This is a genomic window from Yoonia sp. (assembly GCF_017854565.1).
Classification (GTDB): domain Bacteria; phylum Pseudomonadota; class Alphaproteobacteria; order Rhodobacterales; family Rhodobacteraceae; genus Yoonia.
In genome coordinates, this window is sequence record NZ_JAFMHJ010000010.1 from 21,597 (window position 1) to 34,255 (window position 12,659).

A 12,659-nucleotide genomic window follows, 5' to 3' on the forward strand; every position below is an offset into this window, starting at 1 on the left:
TGGTCCAGCATAGAGGTTAACGACGTCCGAGAAAGCCCGAGGAAAATTGTGATCCACAATCCGCATCAATACCAGACCATGCCCTTGGGCATTGTCGTGCGACGCGCGCCCGGTGCGACGCGTTGGGCCAAGTGGGCATGGAAAGTGGTTTCGGTTCTTCCCGGTGCTGCGGGTGCGGATTGGAAACCGCTGCGCGAAGACGGCGATGTGGTTGAATATCATGCCGCAACCCGCCCGCTGGAATTGCACGGTGCCGAATGCGAAGCCTATATGGCCGGTTTGGCCGATAAAACACCCGCCGTTTACGTCGTAATGCGCCGCAGCGATGATGCTCAACGCCCGTTCGATGTGCTGTTGGTGACCGCTTCACCCTACGAGGCGCAGGATTACTGCGACAACGGCGAAGACATCGTCGAAAAAGTCGCGATGCCGGATGGTATCATCGGCTGGGTCCGCGACTTTACCGACCGCTTTTTCGAAGAAGAAGTGTTCATAAAGCGGCGCCGCGACAAGCATCGGACGGACCGGGTCGAGGATGGCGTTGGCGATGCGCGCATCCAGCAGTTGACGGATGTCTACCGTGCGCCGGGCCGCAAGGATCCAGCCGCATGACCAAACCCGCAAGTGATTTCTGGTCGCGCCGCAAGGCAAAGGTCGCAGACGAGGCAGAGGCCGAGGTGGCGCTGCAGCCGGACGTTGCACCCGAGGTGTCGACAGAAGACCTGTCTGACGAAGAAATTCTGGCTGTGCTGGAACTGCCTGACCCCGATACGCTGGTGCTGGGCGACGACATCAAGGGCTTTATGTCCAAGGCGGTCCCCGAACATCTGCGCCGCCGGGCGCTGCGCAAGCTATGGCGTTTGAACCCCGTTTTGGCCTGTCTGGACGGCTTGAACGACTATGACGGCGATTTCACCGATGCGGCAACCGTGTTTCCCGACATGAAGACCGCATATCAGGTCGGCAAGGGCATGTTGGCCCATGTGCAGGAAATGGCACGTCAAGCAGAGGTTTTGCTAGCTTCGAACACAGATGACGTTGTAGAACAAATAGGGGAGCAAAATTCAGATGAGAATCAAGAGGTTGATACCGTGATCGCGGAGGCGCCCAAAGCGCCCCAAGCCGTTGCATCACAGGGTCATGCCGCGCCGCGCCGTCGGATGCGCATGTCATTTGAACAAGACGCCCCGTCGGAGATGACATCATGAGCGCGATGGCGGATATAGCCGAAACCAGCACCGAAGACCGTATGCGTGCTGATCTATATAATTATCTTGGGCTAATGCTGTCCGCTCCGCCCGATGAGATGTTGCTCGCGCAGACTGCTGATCTTCAGGGAGACGACAGTGTGCTGGGCAAATCAATCACGCAACTTGCGCGCGTGGCCAAAGTGTCAAAGCCCAAGGCAGTGCGAAGCGAGTTTAACGCGCTGTTCATCGGGCTTGGCCGGGGCGAGCTTTTGCCATTTGCCAGCTATTACCTCACCGGCTTTCTAAACGAAAAGCCGCTCGCCGCATTGCGTGGCGATATGATGGCGCGCGGCATTGCGCGTGCGCCCAATGTTTTCGAACCAGAAGACAACATCGCCTCCTTGCTGGAGATGATGGGTGGGCTGATCGTCGGGCGTTTCGCCGGGCCGGCGGCGGATCTGCAAAGTCAGAAGGTGTTTTTTAACAAGCATGTCGGGTCTTGGGCAGGTCACTTTTTCAGTGACCTTGAAGCTGCGAAAAATTCGGTTCTCTATGCCTCGGTTGGGGCAGTGGGGCGAAATTTGATGGATATCGAACGCGAAGCGTTTCGAATGATAGCGGATTAATCCGTGGATAACGGCGGGACCCCCGCCAAAAGAAGAGAAGGGAAACGGTCACATGGCCAATGAAAAAGAAGTCGGCGCAAGCCGTCGTAATTTTCTCAAACTCGGAATTGCAGCACCAGCACTCGTTGCCGCAGCGGCGTCGGGAACAGCGGCAGCGGCACAGCCGGTCGATCTGACATCCGGAAAAATGCAAGACACCGATCATACCCGCGCCTACTTGGCCAGTGCCCGGTTCTAAGGATTTTCGGGTCTTGGCCCGAAGTAACGCAACCCAGCGAGACCGGGTCAGCCGGTGCCAGCAAGGGAGAGAAGAATGTTAAAGAAAAAGACCAACGGGGTCGCCCGACGTGCCAGCATCGACACGCAAGCGACCAAAGGATCTGTCGACCGGCGTACGTTCCTGCGCGGGTCCGGCCTGACAATCGGCGGTTTGGCCGCGATTGCAGCGACGGGTGGCAATGTAACCGCCGCGCACGCACAGCAGGCCGTCAATAACGCCGTTCAGACGATCAAATCCATTTGTACGCATTGTTCAGTGGGCTGTACCGTGATTGCCGAAGTCGACAATGGCGTCTGGACAGGTCAGGAACCCGGCTGGGACAGCCCGTTCAATCTGGGTGCGCATTGCGCCAAAGGTGCGGCCGTGCGCGAACATGCCCATGGTGAGCGTCGCCTGAAGTACCCAATGAAAAAAGAGAACGGCGAATGGGTTCGTATCAGCTGGGAAACCGCGATCGACGAAATCGGCGATAAGATGTTGCAGATCCGCGAAGAAAGCGGTCCTGACTCGGTCTACTGGCTTGGTTCCGCCAAGCACAACAATGAACAGGCCTATCTGTTCCGCAAATTTGCGGCCTATTGGGGCACCAACAACGTCGATCACCAGGCGCGCATCTGCCACTCGACCACGGTTGCCGGTGTGGCGAACACATGGGGCTACGGCGCCATGACCAACAGCTACAATGACATGCATAACTCCAAGGCGATCTTTCTGATCGGCGGCAACCCGGCAGAAGCACACCCGGTGTCGCTGCTGCACATGCTCAAAGCCAAAGAGCAGAACAACGCGCCATTGATCGTGTGCGATCCGCGTTTCACACGGACTGCGGCCCATGCTGACGAATATGTACGCTTCCGGCCCGGCTCGGACGTTGCATTGGTCTGGGGTATCCTGTGGCACATCTTTGAAAACGGATGGGAAGACAAAGAGTTCATCCGCACCCGCGTTTGGGGCATGGATCAGATCCAGGACGAAGTGAAAAAGTGGAACCCGGAGGAAGTCGAGCGCGTCACCGGTGCCCCCGGTGAACAGCTGCGCCGCGTGGCCTTTACCTTGGCAAACAACCGTCCCGGCACCGTGATCTGGTGCATGGGTGGCACGCAGCACACCAACGGTAACAACAACACCCGCGCTTACTGCATCCTTCAGCTTGCTCTTGGCAACATGGGTACATCCGGCGGCGGCACGAACATTTTCCGCGGTCACGACAACGTGCAGGGCGCGACGGACCTTGGCGTTCTGGCCGATACGCTGCCCGGCTACTACGGTCTGGCACCGGGATCATGGGCGCACTGGGCACGTGTCTGGAACGAGGATCTGGATTGGCTCAAGGGTCGGTTCTCGGATGCGTCTTATGGCGACACGTCGATGATGAACCTCAACGGTATCACGGTCGGTCGCTGGATCGACGGTGTGCTGGAAGACAAGGAAAACATCGACCAGCCCGATAATACCCGTGCGATGGTGCTGTGGGGCCACGCGCCCAACTCGCAGACCCGTCAGAAGGAAATGAAGACGGCGATGGAAAAACTCGACCTGTTGGTCGTTGTGGACCCTTATCCAACCGTATCTGCCGTGCTGCATGATCGTACCGATGGCGTGTATCTGCTGCCCGCTTGTACCCAGTTCGAAACCCGTGGTTCTGTCACCGCTTCAAACCGTTCGTTGCAGTGGCGTGACAAAGTGGTCGAGCCACTCTTCGAGAGCCTTCCAGACCACACGATCATGGCGAAATTCGCCACCAAGTTCGGGTTTGCGGATAAAATCTTCCGCAACATCGCTGTGGATGAAGCCGGTGAGCCAAACATCGAAGACCTCACCCGCGAATTCAACAGCGGTATGTGGACGATCGGTTATACTGGCCAAAGCCCTGAGCGCTTGAAAATGCACATGGCCAACCAGCACACCTTCGACCGCACGACGCTGCGTGCGATCGGTGGCCCGGCCGATGGTGATTTCTACGGTCTGCCATGGCCTTGCTGGGGTACCGCCGAGATGAACCACCCCGGTTCGGCGAACCTCTATGATATCTCCATTCCTGTCGCCGAAGGTGGCATGGGCTTCCGTGCCCGCTACGGGGTAGAGCGGGATGGCGACAATCTGCTGGCCGAAGGCGTCTACCCGGTTGGGTCGGAAATTCAGGACGGTTACCCTGAATTCACGATGCAGATGCTGATGGATCTGGGCTGGGACGGTGATCTGACCGCAGACGAGCGTGCTGCGATTGATGCCGTTGCCGGGGCAAGCACCAACTGGAAAACCGACCTTTCGGGCGGTATCCAGCGGGTTGCGATCAAACATGGCTGTGCCCCTTATGGCAACGCCAAGGCCCGCGCCGTGGTCTGGACCTTCCCTGATCCGGTACCGCTGCACCGCGAACCGCTGTACAGCAACCGCCGCGATCTGGTCGCTGATTACCCGACCTACGAAGACCGCAAGTTCTGGCGCGTTCCAACCCTTTACAAGTCAATCCAGCAGAATGATTTCTCGCAAGAGTATCCGATCATCCTGACCTCTGGCCGTCTTGTGGAATACGAGGGTGGCGGCGACGAAAGCCGGTCCAACCCATGGTTGGCCGAGCTTCAACAGGACATGTTCGTGGAAATCAACACCCGCGATGCCAACAACCTTGGTGTCCGTGACGGCGCACAAGTCTGGGTCGAAGGCCCGGAGGGTGGCAAAGTCAAGGTGATGGCAATGGTCACCGAACGGGTGGGCGTGGGCGTTGCCTTCATGCCATTCCACTTTGGTGGTCACCTCGAAGGCAAGGATCTGCGCGACAAGTATCCCGACGGTGCAGACCCGTTTGTCTTGGGCGAAAGCAGCAACACCGCACAAACATATGGCTACGATTCAGTGACCCAGATGCAAGAGACCAAAGCGACCCTCTGCAAAATCTGGACAGCGTAAGGAGAACAAGAAGATGGCAAGAGCAAAGTTTCTCGTCGATGCCGAACGCTGCATTGAATGCAACGCATGCGTCACGGCTTGTAAGAACGAACACGAGGTCCCTTGGGGCATCAACCGCCGCAAGGTGGTAACGATCAATGATGGTAAGCCGGGCGAGCGTTCAATCTCGGTCGCTTGCATGCATTGTTCCGATGCGCCCTGCATGGCCGTGTGTCCGGTCGACTGTTTCTACCAGAACGAAGAAGGCGTCGTTCTGCATTCAAAAGACCTGTGCATCGGGTGCGGTTACTGTTTCTATGCCTGCCCATTCGGCGCGCCGCAGTATCCGCAGGCTGGTAACTTCGGTTCGCGCGGCAAGATGGACAAATGTACCTTCTGCGCAGGCGGCCCCGAAGAGAACAACAGTCAGGCCGAATTCCAAAAGTATGGCCGCAACCGGATCGCAGAAGGCAAGTTGCCAATCTGTGCCGAAATGTGCGCCACAAAGGCCCTGCTTGCCGGTGACGGCGACGTGGTGTCGGGCATCTACCGTGAACGCGTTGTCGCACGCGGTTTCGGGTCCGGCGCATGGGGCTGGGGCACGGCCTACGACCAAAAAGGCGGCTGAACCCGTCTTTGACCGTAAAAGGTGCGGGGGTGCTCCATCAGGATCATCCCCGTCGCTACGATTACATTCCTGGGGGTGACCCCCAACCGACCAAGGAGCCTGCAGATGACGCGCGCCTTCTTCGCTATTGTTGTTACGTGTTTTTTGTCTGTTTTGGGTTCCGTATCCCTAGCTCAAGAGACATCGACGACTGACCGCTCTGCCACCGGTGGTGCGCAGACCCTCGAAGATATCATGGCACGCCAGCAAGGTTTGCCAATTGATGACAGTTTTCGCAGCGACGCGATTGGAAATCCTGAACAGGCTGCACCGCTGACTGACCAGCTTGGCAGTCTCGGGGGCTTGTCCGAACCGGAGGTGTGGCGCGCGATGCGCTACAACAAGGCCGATATTTCCGGGCAGGCGCGCGGTCCTGCCGCGAACGTCTTGATCCAAGACAGCGGCATGTGGTGGCTGTTATTCCGCGATGGGCCTCTGGCGACCTATGGATCATACCTGTTGGGCGGCACGATCGCGCTGCTTGCCCTGTTTTTCCTGATCCGTGGCCGGGTCCGCATCGACGGCGAAAAGACAGGCCGCACGATCACCCGCTTCAAGGCATTTGAACGCTTCGGCCATTGGCTGATGGCGGGCTCCTTCGTCGTCCTTGGGCTGACCGGGCTGATCACGCTGTTCGGGCGCAAGATCATGATCCCCTACTTTGGCCATGACAGCTTTGCGACGATGGCGATTGCGTCCAAATGGATACACAACAACATCTCATGGGCCTTTATGATCGGACTGGTGATGGTGTTCTTCATGTGGGTCCTTGAAAATATCCCCAACCGTCTTGACCTGAAATGGATCGCGGTCGGTGGCGGGCTGTTCAAAAAGGGCGTCCACCCCCCCGCCAAGAAATTCAACGCCGGTCAAAAGGTGATCTTCTGGTCGGTCATCGTGTTGGGAACCTCGATTTCCGTCTCCGGGCTTTCGCTGCTGTTCCCGTTTGAACTGCCCATGTTCGCGAAAACATTTGTCCTGCTCAACAGCACTGGCCTGCCGGAAATGCTGGGCTTTGGCACCCTGCCAACCCAGTTGACACCGCACGCCGAAATGCAGTTCGCGCAGCTATGGCATGCGATCATTTCCTTTGTGCTGATGGCGATTATCCTCGCCCATATTTACATCGGTTCGATCGGCATGGAAGGCGCGTTCGATGCGATGGGATCGGGCGAAGTCGAAGAACAATGGGCCCGCGAACACCACAGCCTCTGGGTCGATGAGGTCAAGGAAAAACAATCCGCCTCTGCCCAAACGACCCCTGCTGAATAGGAGCGACAGATCATGAAAACGATGTTCGCAGCGTTTGCCATTTCTGCATTGATCTCGGTCGGTGCCTACTATGGCTTGCACGCAGCAGGCTTTGGCGCGGCCGAGCATACGGTCAGCGTTTCAGTCCGACTTGACGATTGATCGGCGCAGATAGACGACGCTGCCGCCCCGATTGATCCGGGCGGCAGACACGGCCACGGGCGGCACGCCATGCCCGGCCCAGCTTGACCGTAATCGTCCCAAATCATGTCACATAGCGCGTTGCCCAGTCGTCCTCGCAACTGCCGTGTCGATTATGCAAATCCGGGTTACGCGATAAAAAGCAGACAAACCGTCCTCCGTCATCGCGCGGACTGGACCAAGGCGACAGCGTTTCTTGGCGACCGGGCCAATCGGTTGGTAATAGATGGCCCTGATGTGCTGCCAGAGCCGAACGCCTTTACCACCCCGTCCGGCTGATCCACGCCACCAGCGCGCATCCGGCGAAGGATGGTTTCAGACCAATTGGCATGTTGCAGGTTATCTATACGCATGGCCCGCTATGGACGTATCCGCGCAGGGGCGTCAAACACGTGCTGTGCAAACGGCCATGCGCGAACCCAAAAAAGGAGCCACACCATGCACCACGACAGACCCATCCGCCTTGGCATGGTTGGCGGCGGCAACGACGCATTGATTGGCGGTGTCCACCGGATCGCGGCGCGGCTTGATGGCCGCTTCCAGCTGGTTGCGGGCGCGCTATCGGCAACCCCGCAAAAGGCGCAGGTATCGGGTGCCGCACTTGGCCTCGATCCCGCCCGCACCTATGACGACTTCAACACTATGGCCACCCGCGAGGCGCGTCTGAAAAACGGGATCGAGGCAGTGGCCATCGTTACCCCGAACCACGTTCACTACGCCGCCGCGTGCGCATTTCTCAAACGCGGGATACACGTGATCTGCGACAAGCCGCTGACGGCCACGCTGGCGGATGCCGAAAAGCTGGTAAAACTGGCCAAGGACAGCGATGCGTTGTTTGTGCTGACGCATAATTACACCGGCTACCCGATGATGCGACAGGCCCGGCAAATGGTCACACAGGGCGATTTGGGCCGTATCCGCGTGGTACAGGTGGAATATGCCCAAGACTGGCTGACGCAGGCCGACACCTCTCGGCAAGCCGCGTGGCGGACCGATCCGGCCCGCGCCGGGGTGGGGGGATCGACCGGCGACATCGGCACCCATGCGTTCAACCTTGCCAGTTTCGTGACCGGGTTGACGCTTGACAGCCTGTCGGCGGATTTGCAGTCCTTCGTCAGCGGGCGCACATTGGACGACAACGCCCATGTGATGCTGCGCTTTGACGGTGGCGCGCGGGGGATGCTGTGGTGCTCGCAAGTTGCCCCGGGCAATGAAAACGGCCTGCGGCTGCGCGTCTTTGGCGATAAGGGCGGTATGGAATGGACCCAGGAACATCCCAACCAGCTATGGTTTACCCCCTACGGCGCACCCAAGCAGCTTTTGACCCGTGGCGGCAGTGGCACGCTGGATGCAGCGGCCCGCGTCACCCGTATTCCCGCAGGCCACCCCGAGGGGTATCTGGAAGCCTTTGCCACCATCTATCGCGAGGCCGCAGACGCGATTACCGCGCACCGTGAAGGGCGCGATCCGCACGCCGATGTGATCTACCCGACCATCGACGATGGCCTGCGCGGGATGCAGTTCGTCGATGCCTGCGTGCGGTCGTCCCAGCGCAACGGTGCCTGGATCACCCTAGCGGGCCAGGGTCCGGGCAATATCTTCGGACAGTGACAACAGTGCGGTGGCCTGTGCTGCGGCGATACTGCCAAGGCTTTGGTCGGGCATCGGTGTGGCGATCGCAAATGTATGCGCGCTGTTGCGGAAATCAATGGCATCGCCACCCACATAGAACTGGCCTTCCAGACGGAACATGCCATCGGTCCCGGCCAGCATCCTCTCGACCCGGACATCAATCGCGACATCGGCCAGCCCGACAAATGGCCATGGGTCCGGCCCCACATCGGTATTCAGAATATCGGCCAGATTGCGTGTCAGCACCAATGTCACCGCGCGCTCCGGATCGTCGGCCCACAGCACATCGGGGCTGCTGGCGATCAGGCCGGTGGCCGTTTCAAATGCGACTTCCTCGGCTGCGGCATAGGTCGGCAACGATACGGTGCGGACCATCGCGCTGCGCACCAAGGGGCGCAGCTCCAGCGTGGATTGCACCGGCGTCAGTGCCAGCCGTTCGAGCGGCGGTGAACAGGCGGCAAGACCCGTCAGTGCGACAAACGTTATTTTTTTCAGCATTTCTATCGTCCTGTCAGCAATGAATTAGGGTTGCGCTGGATCGCGCGGGACAGTGCAGAGACTGCATCCGCAGCGGCCTGAATGTCGCGCATCGTCGCCAGTGTTTCCGCGCTAAAGCGCGACCGTTCGCTATAGCTTTCGATGACCGCTTCGGTTTGGGCCACCAGCCTGCCAGCCTGTGCGGACAGGGCGGGCAGGGTGCTGACCGCCTCTTCGATGGCTAGCGCCGCTTCATTGGCGGATGCAAGCGCCGCGTTCACGTTTTCAATCGCCCCACCGGCACGGACTTCGGCCAGAAACACCCGCATTTCATCCAACGCGCCATTCAGCGAACCGGGCAGGGCGGCCGCACTGTCGCTGCCGATCAGGCTGTCAATCGACGCAAGCGTCTGCGTGGCGGTGGTCACCAGCGCTTCGAACTCAAGGCTGTTGGCCTTCGCGGTCAGCGCCTCGATCTGGGCCGTGATCGCGGGCAGGTTCCGCGTGGCCGCTTCGACATTGGCAGCCGCAGCGGTCGCCACGGCAAGTGCCCCATCCAGATCGCCGACAAGATCGGCGTCGGCTGCGCTTGCGATCAGCGCGTCCAGATCATTGATCGTCTTGCGCAGATCGCGGGGCACCGCCTGAATGTCATCCGATGCGACCAGCGCGCGGGCCTCGTCCAGCAAAGCCACCAGCGACGCGGGGGCCGCAACCGTCGCATCATCATTTGCCAGCCGTTCAAGGCTGTCCATCAGGTCAATCGCGCCATCCATCAACTCTTCGACAGGCAGGGCATTGATCCGGGCCAGCACACCCTCGGCGGTCGCCGCCACGTCTGAAATCTGCGATTGCGTCGTTGGAATAACCGGGTAGGCACCAGACGTGAACGTCATGATTGCGGGCAGCGCGTCCTCGATCTGGACCAGTTCGACAACCAGCGACCCGGACAGAATATTGCCCGTGACCATACGCGCCCGCAGGCCGCGGATCACAAAATCAGACAGCAAGGCAATCGCGTCCTCCGGCGTTGCCTGCGCGCCCATTCCAAGCCGGTTCGGCTCAATCGACAAAACGGCCTGTAGCCGCACATCTGCCGTCTCGCCTTCACCGACGACAATCGCGCTCAATTCGCTGACTTCGCCGATGCGAATACCTTGGAACCGCACTTCGGACCCTTTGGACAGGCCGCTGACGGATTGTGCAAACAGCACCGCCACCTTCACGACTTCGGCGTTTGGATCGGCAAACAGGCTGTCGCGCGCGGTTTCCCGGTCGGGGAAAATATCAAAGATATGGCCATCGCGGATCGGCTGGCCACCGGACACGACGGTATCAAACGCGATGCCGCCTTCGATCAGCGACGCCAGCGAATTCACGTCAAGCGATACACCACCTGCCCCGAACGACACGCTGAACCCCGATGTGTCCCAAAACCGCGTGCTTGTGGTGATCCGCCGGTCATAGGGGCTTTCGATAAAGGCGCTGACGACCACCTGATTGCCGTCAAACGACAGCTCGGGCTTTTCAAGATAGCCGACCTCAAGCCCCTTGTGCAGCACTGGTGCGCCCGCCGAAACTGCGCCGCCGTCATTGGCACGCAAAACAATATGGGTGCCGCGTTCGCCCGCGCGGGTCAAAACGGGTTGCTCAAGCCCGGTGAATTCATACTGCGCCACATCGGCTTCGGTGTCCCAGTTGCCTTCGATGTAGACCCCCGAAAGCACGGTATCCAAACCCGTGATCCCGCGCACGGAAACATCCGGGCGCACGACCCAGAATTGCGCATCGTCGTCCAGATAGGGCGCGACCGTCTTGTCGATCCGCGCGTGCACCAAAAGGTCTGACAGGCCCGGTGCAAATTCAACGCTCTCGACCGCGCCGATTGTCACGTCACGATATTTGATCACGGTCTCGCTGGCGGTAATACCGGCCGCGTTTTCAAAGGTTATGGTGATCAGCGTGCCGCGATCAAGATAGTTCTGCCATGCGGCCCACAGCGAAACCGACAGCGCAACGACCGGCACCAGCCAAACCAACGAAAGCCGCCGCCAAATCCGTTGTTTCACGGGCCGCACGTCAAGCGGTGCAGGTCGTGTTGGCGGGATATCACTCATGTTGTGGTCCTGTCTGCGTCCCAGATCAGCCGGGCGTCAAAGCTTTGCGCGGAAAGCATAGTGAAAATCACGGAAAGCGCAAAGCTGACAGCCGCAATTCCGGGGTTGATAGTCGCAATCGTGTTGAGTTGCACGAGCGCAGACAAGATGGCAACGACAAAGACGTCGATCATCGACCAACGGCCTATGAACTCTACTATTTCATAGGCTTTGTGCCGCTGATGTCGGTTGGTGCCGGATTTCCGCTGCACGCTGATCGCCAGATAAATGATGGCCATGAACTTGCCCATGGGAATCATGATCGAGGCCACGAAGACAATCACCGCAATGCCGATTGACCCATGGTGGATCAACTCGATCACGCCGCTGACAATCGTGCTTTCGCTGCGTTCGACCAGGGTCGAGGTCAGCAGCATCGGGTAGATGTTCGCGGGGATAAACGCGATCATCCCCGCAATCAGCCAGGCCCAGACCTTTTGCAGGCTGTCGGTGTCGCGGCTGATCAGCGCACCGTCGCAGCGCGTGCAAAGACGCACGTCTTGCCGATGTACCTGACCGCAACGCTGACAGGCCACCAGACCTGCCTCGCGGGCGGTAATCAGGCCGCTGGTTGTTCCAGTGCTTCCCAAATCGAATACCTGCATATCAGTTGATCTTTGAGCACCGTAATGATCACAACACCCGCAAAAGCCCAAAACGCGGGGCCGATGGTCACTGCCGCAAGGCCCGCAACCTTTACCAAGGCGACAGTCACACCGACGATGAAAATCTCTGCCATACTCCATGGCCGCAGCTTTTCGGCGATGCCAAAGGCGACGCGGGCGCCAACGCGTGCCGGCTGTTCGCGCACCAACGGCCCCAGCGCGTAAATCAGCGCGCCCAGACGGATCAGCGGAATAACCACGATGAAAAACGCCACCGCGATCGCCAGCGGAAACGCCAGCCCTTTGTTGAACGCCAAAATGGCATCCATAACGGATGTCGCATTGTGAAACCCGCCCGCGTCCAGCGACAGAAACGGAAAGCTGATCGCGGCAATCATCATTACAAACGCGGTCAGCGCAAGGCTGAGGATACGCGCCATCGCTTCGGGCTGTGATGTCATCAAGACCACGCCGCACTGCTGGCAATAGGCCCGCGTGTGATCGGGCAGTGCCGTCGCATTATGCAACGTGTCGCATTGCGGGCAGGCGACCAAATCATCCAAAGGCGGTAATGTGACGGTCACGCAGGCTCCTGGCAATGTCTGGGCGGTTGCCCCGATTGTCGTTGCAACGTTATCTTGTTGCAGGCAGATATGCTACGGTCGCTACCGTTACAACTCAACAA

At 59.2% G+C, this 12,659-nt stretch carries 14 protein-coding genes; 9 read left to right on the forward strand and 5 right to left on the reverse strand.

Annotation, left to right across the window (positions count from 1 at the left end; all coding sequences use genetic code 11):
- The first annotated feature begins 78 nt into the window (after positions 1-78).
- The 8 genes from QZ196_RS06160 (at position 79) to QZ196_RS06195 (ending at position 7,065) form a co-directional block, all read left to right on the forward strand.
- A complete protein-coding gene (locus QZ196_RS06160) occupies positions 79-612 on the forward strand; it encodes a DUF3305 domain-containing protein (RefSeq protein ID WP_296424883.1) in 534 nt (177 codons plus the stop codon).
- Positions 609-1,208 carry a DUF3306 domain-containing protein gene (locus tag QZ196_RS06165; protein WP_296424884.1) on the forward strand — a complete coding sequence of 200 codons (600 nt, stop codon included), beginning with the start codon at positions 609-611 and terminating at the stop codon, positions 1,206-1,208. The genes QZ196_RS06160 and QZ196_RS06165 overlap by 4 nt, the downstream gene beginning before the upstream one ends.
- Positions 1,205-1,816 (forward strand): molecular chaperone TorD family protein, encoded by a 612-nt coding sequence (locus QZ196_RS06170; RefSeq protein WP_296424885.1) that lies wholly within the window; start codon positions 1,205-1,207, stop codon positions 1,814-1,816. Before QZ196_RS06165 ends, QZ196_RS06170 begins: the two co-directional genes overlap by 4 nt.
- 52 nt (positions 1,817-1,868) lie before the next feature.
- The gene (locus tag QZ196_RS06175; protein ID WP_296424886.1) at positions 1,869-2,054 is read left to right on the forward strand and encodes a twin-arginine translocation pathway signal protein; all 186 of its coding nucleotides are present in this window, start codon (positions 1,869-1,871) and stop codon (positions 2,052-2,054) included.
- Between the two features lie 75 nt (positions 2,055-2,129).
- The gene (locus QZ196_RS06180; RefSeq protein WP_296424887.1) at positions 2,130-5,006 is read left to right on the forward strand and encodes a formate dehydrogenase subunit alpha; all 2,877 of its coding nucleotides are present in this window, start codon (positions 2,130-2,132) and stop codon (positions 5,004-5,006) included.
- A 13-nt stretch (positions 5,007-5,019) separates the two neighbouring features.
- The gene (gene fdh3B, locus QZ196_RS06185; RefSeq protein WP_296424888.1) at positions 5,020-5,613 is read left to right on the forward strand and encodes a formate dehydrogenase FDH3 subunit beta; all 594 of its coding nucleotides are present in this window, start codon (positions 5,020-5,022) and stop codon (positions 5,611-5,613) included.
- Positions 5,614-5,718: 105 nt separating this feature from the next.
- On the forward strand, positions 5,719-6,924 hold the full coding sequence (locus QZ196_RS06190) for a formate dehydrogenase subunit gamma (protein ID WP_296424889.1): 1,206 nt from the start codon (positions 5,719-5,721) through the stop codon (positions 6,922-6,924).
- A gap of 12 nt (positions 6,925-6,936) precedes the next feature.
- A complete protein-coding gene (locus QZ196_RS06195) occupies positions 6,937-7,065 on the forward strand; it encodes a hypothetical protein (protein ID WP_296424890.1) in 129 nt (42 codons plus the stop codon).
- Between the two features lie 200 nt (positions 7,066-7,265).
- On the opposite strand, the gene QZ196_RS06200 is transcribed toward QZ196_RS06195, so the two are convergent.
- Positions 7,266-7,457, reverse strand: a complete 192-nt coding sequence (locus QZ196_RS06200) for a hypothetical protein (RefSeq protein WP_296424891.1) — start codon at positions 7,455-7,457, stop codon at positions 7,266-7,268.
- Positions 7,458-7,542: 85 nt separating this feature from the next.
- Here QZ196_RS06200 and QZ196_RS06205 point away from each other — a divergent pair, with 85 nt between their 5' ends.
- On the forward strand, positions 7,543-8,715 hold the full coding sequence (locus QZ196_RS06205; RefSeq protein WP_296424892.1) for a Gfo/Idh/MocA family oxidoreductase: 1,173 nt from the start codon (positions 7,543-7,545) through the stop codon (positions 8,713-8,715).
- Here the strand turns inward: QZ196_RS06205 and QZ196_RS06210 are convergent.
- From QZ196_RS06210 to QZ196_RS06225, 4 genes are read right to left on the reverse strand one after another with little or no spacing between them, the layout of a single operon-like run.
- Positions 8,677-9,234, reverse strand: a complete 558-nt coding sequence (locus QZ196_RS06210) for an ABC-type transport auxiliary lipoprotein family protein (protein ID WP_296424893.1) — start codon at positions 9,232-9,234, stop codon at positions 8,677-8,679. The genes QZ196_RS06205 and QZ196_RS06210 overlap by 39 nt on opposite strands.
- A gap of 2 nt (positions 9,235-9,236) precedes the next feature.
- Complete coding sequence (locus QZ196_RS06215) at positions 9,237-11,330, reverse strand: MlaD family protein (protein WP_296424894.1); 2,094 nt, start codon at positions 11,328-11,330, stop codon at positions 9,237-9,239.
- On the reverse strand, positions 11,327-11,974 hold the full coding sequence (locus QZ196_RS06220; RefSeq protein ID WP_296424895.1) for a paraquat-inducible protein A: 648 nt from the start codon (positions 11,972-11,974) through the stop codon (positions 11,327-11,329). The genes QZ196_RS06215 and QZ196_RS06220 overlap by 4 nt, the downstream gene beginning before the upstream one ends.
- Entirely contained in the window at positions 11,929-12,558 is a 630-nt protein-coding gene (locus QZ196_RS06225; RefSeq protein ID WP_296424896.1) for a paraquat-inducible protein A, read from the reverse strand. Before QZ196_RS06225 ends, QZ196_RS06220 begins: the two co-directional genes overlap by 46 nt.
- Between the last annotated feature and the right edge of the window lie 101 nt (positions 12,559-12,659).

Excerpts from the sequence above, each read along its gene's own strand:
- QZ196_RS06170 (WP_296424885.1), top strand. The coding sequence starts at position 1,205 with ATGAGCGCGATGGCGGATATAGCCGAAACCAGCACCGAAGACCGTATG.
- QZ196_RS06200 (WP_296424891.1), bottom strand. The coding sequence starts at position 7,457 with ATGCGTATAGATAACCTGCAACATGCCAATTGGTCTGAAACCATCCTT.
- QZ196_RS06180 (WP_296424887.1), top strand. The coding sequence starts at position 2,130 with ATGTTAAAGAAAAAGACCAACGGGGTCGCCCGACGTGCCAGCATCGAC.
- fdh3B (WP_296424888.1), top strand. The coding sequence starts at position 5,020 with ATGGCAAGAGCAAAGTTTCTCGTCGATGCCGAACGCTGCATTGAATGC.
- QZ196_RS06175 (WP_296424886.1), top strand. The coding sequence starts at position 1,869 with ATGGCCAATGAAAAAGAAGTCGGCGCAAGCCGTCGTAATTTTCTCAAA.
- QZ196_RS06220 (WP_296424895.1), bottom strand. The coding sequence starts at position 11,974 with ATGCAGGTATTCGATTTGGGAAGCACTGGAACAACCAGCGGCCTGATT.
- QZ196_RS06215 (WP_296424894.1), bottom strand. The coding sequence starts at position 11,330 with ATGAGTGATATCCCGCCAACACGACCTGCACCGCTTGACGTGCGGCCC.
- QZ196_RS06195 (WP_296424890.1), top strand. The coding sequence starts at position 6,937 with ATGAAAACGATGTTCGCAGCGTTTGCCATTTCTGCATTGATCTCGGTC.
- QZ196_RS06160 (WP_296424883.1), top strand. The coding sequence starts at position 79 with ATGCCCTTGGGCATTGTCGTGCGACGCGCGCCCGGTGCGACGCGTTGG.
- QZ196_RS06190 (WP_296424889.1), top strand. The coding sequence starts at position 5,719 with ATGACGCGCGCCTTCTTCGCTATTGTTGTTACGTGTTTTTTGTCTGTT.
- QZ196_RS06210 (WP_296424893.1), bottom strand. The coding sequence starts at position 9,234 with ATGCTGAAAAAAATAACGTTTGTCGCACTGACGGGTCTTGCCGCCTGT.
- QZ196_RS06165 (WP_296424884.1), top strand. The coding sequence starts at position 609 with ATGACCAAACCCGCAAGTGATTTCTGGTCGCGCCGCAAGGCAAAGGTC.
- QZ196_RS06205 (WP_296424892.1), top strand. The coding sequence starts at position 7,543 with ATGCACCACGACAGACCCATCCGCCTTGGCATGGTTGGCGGCGGCAAC.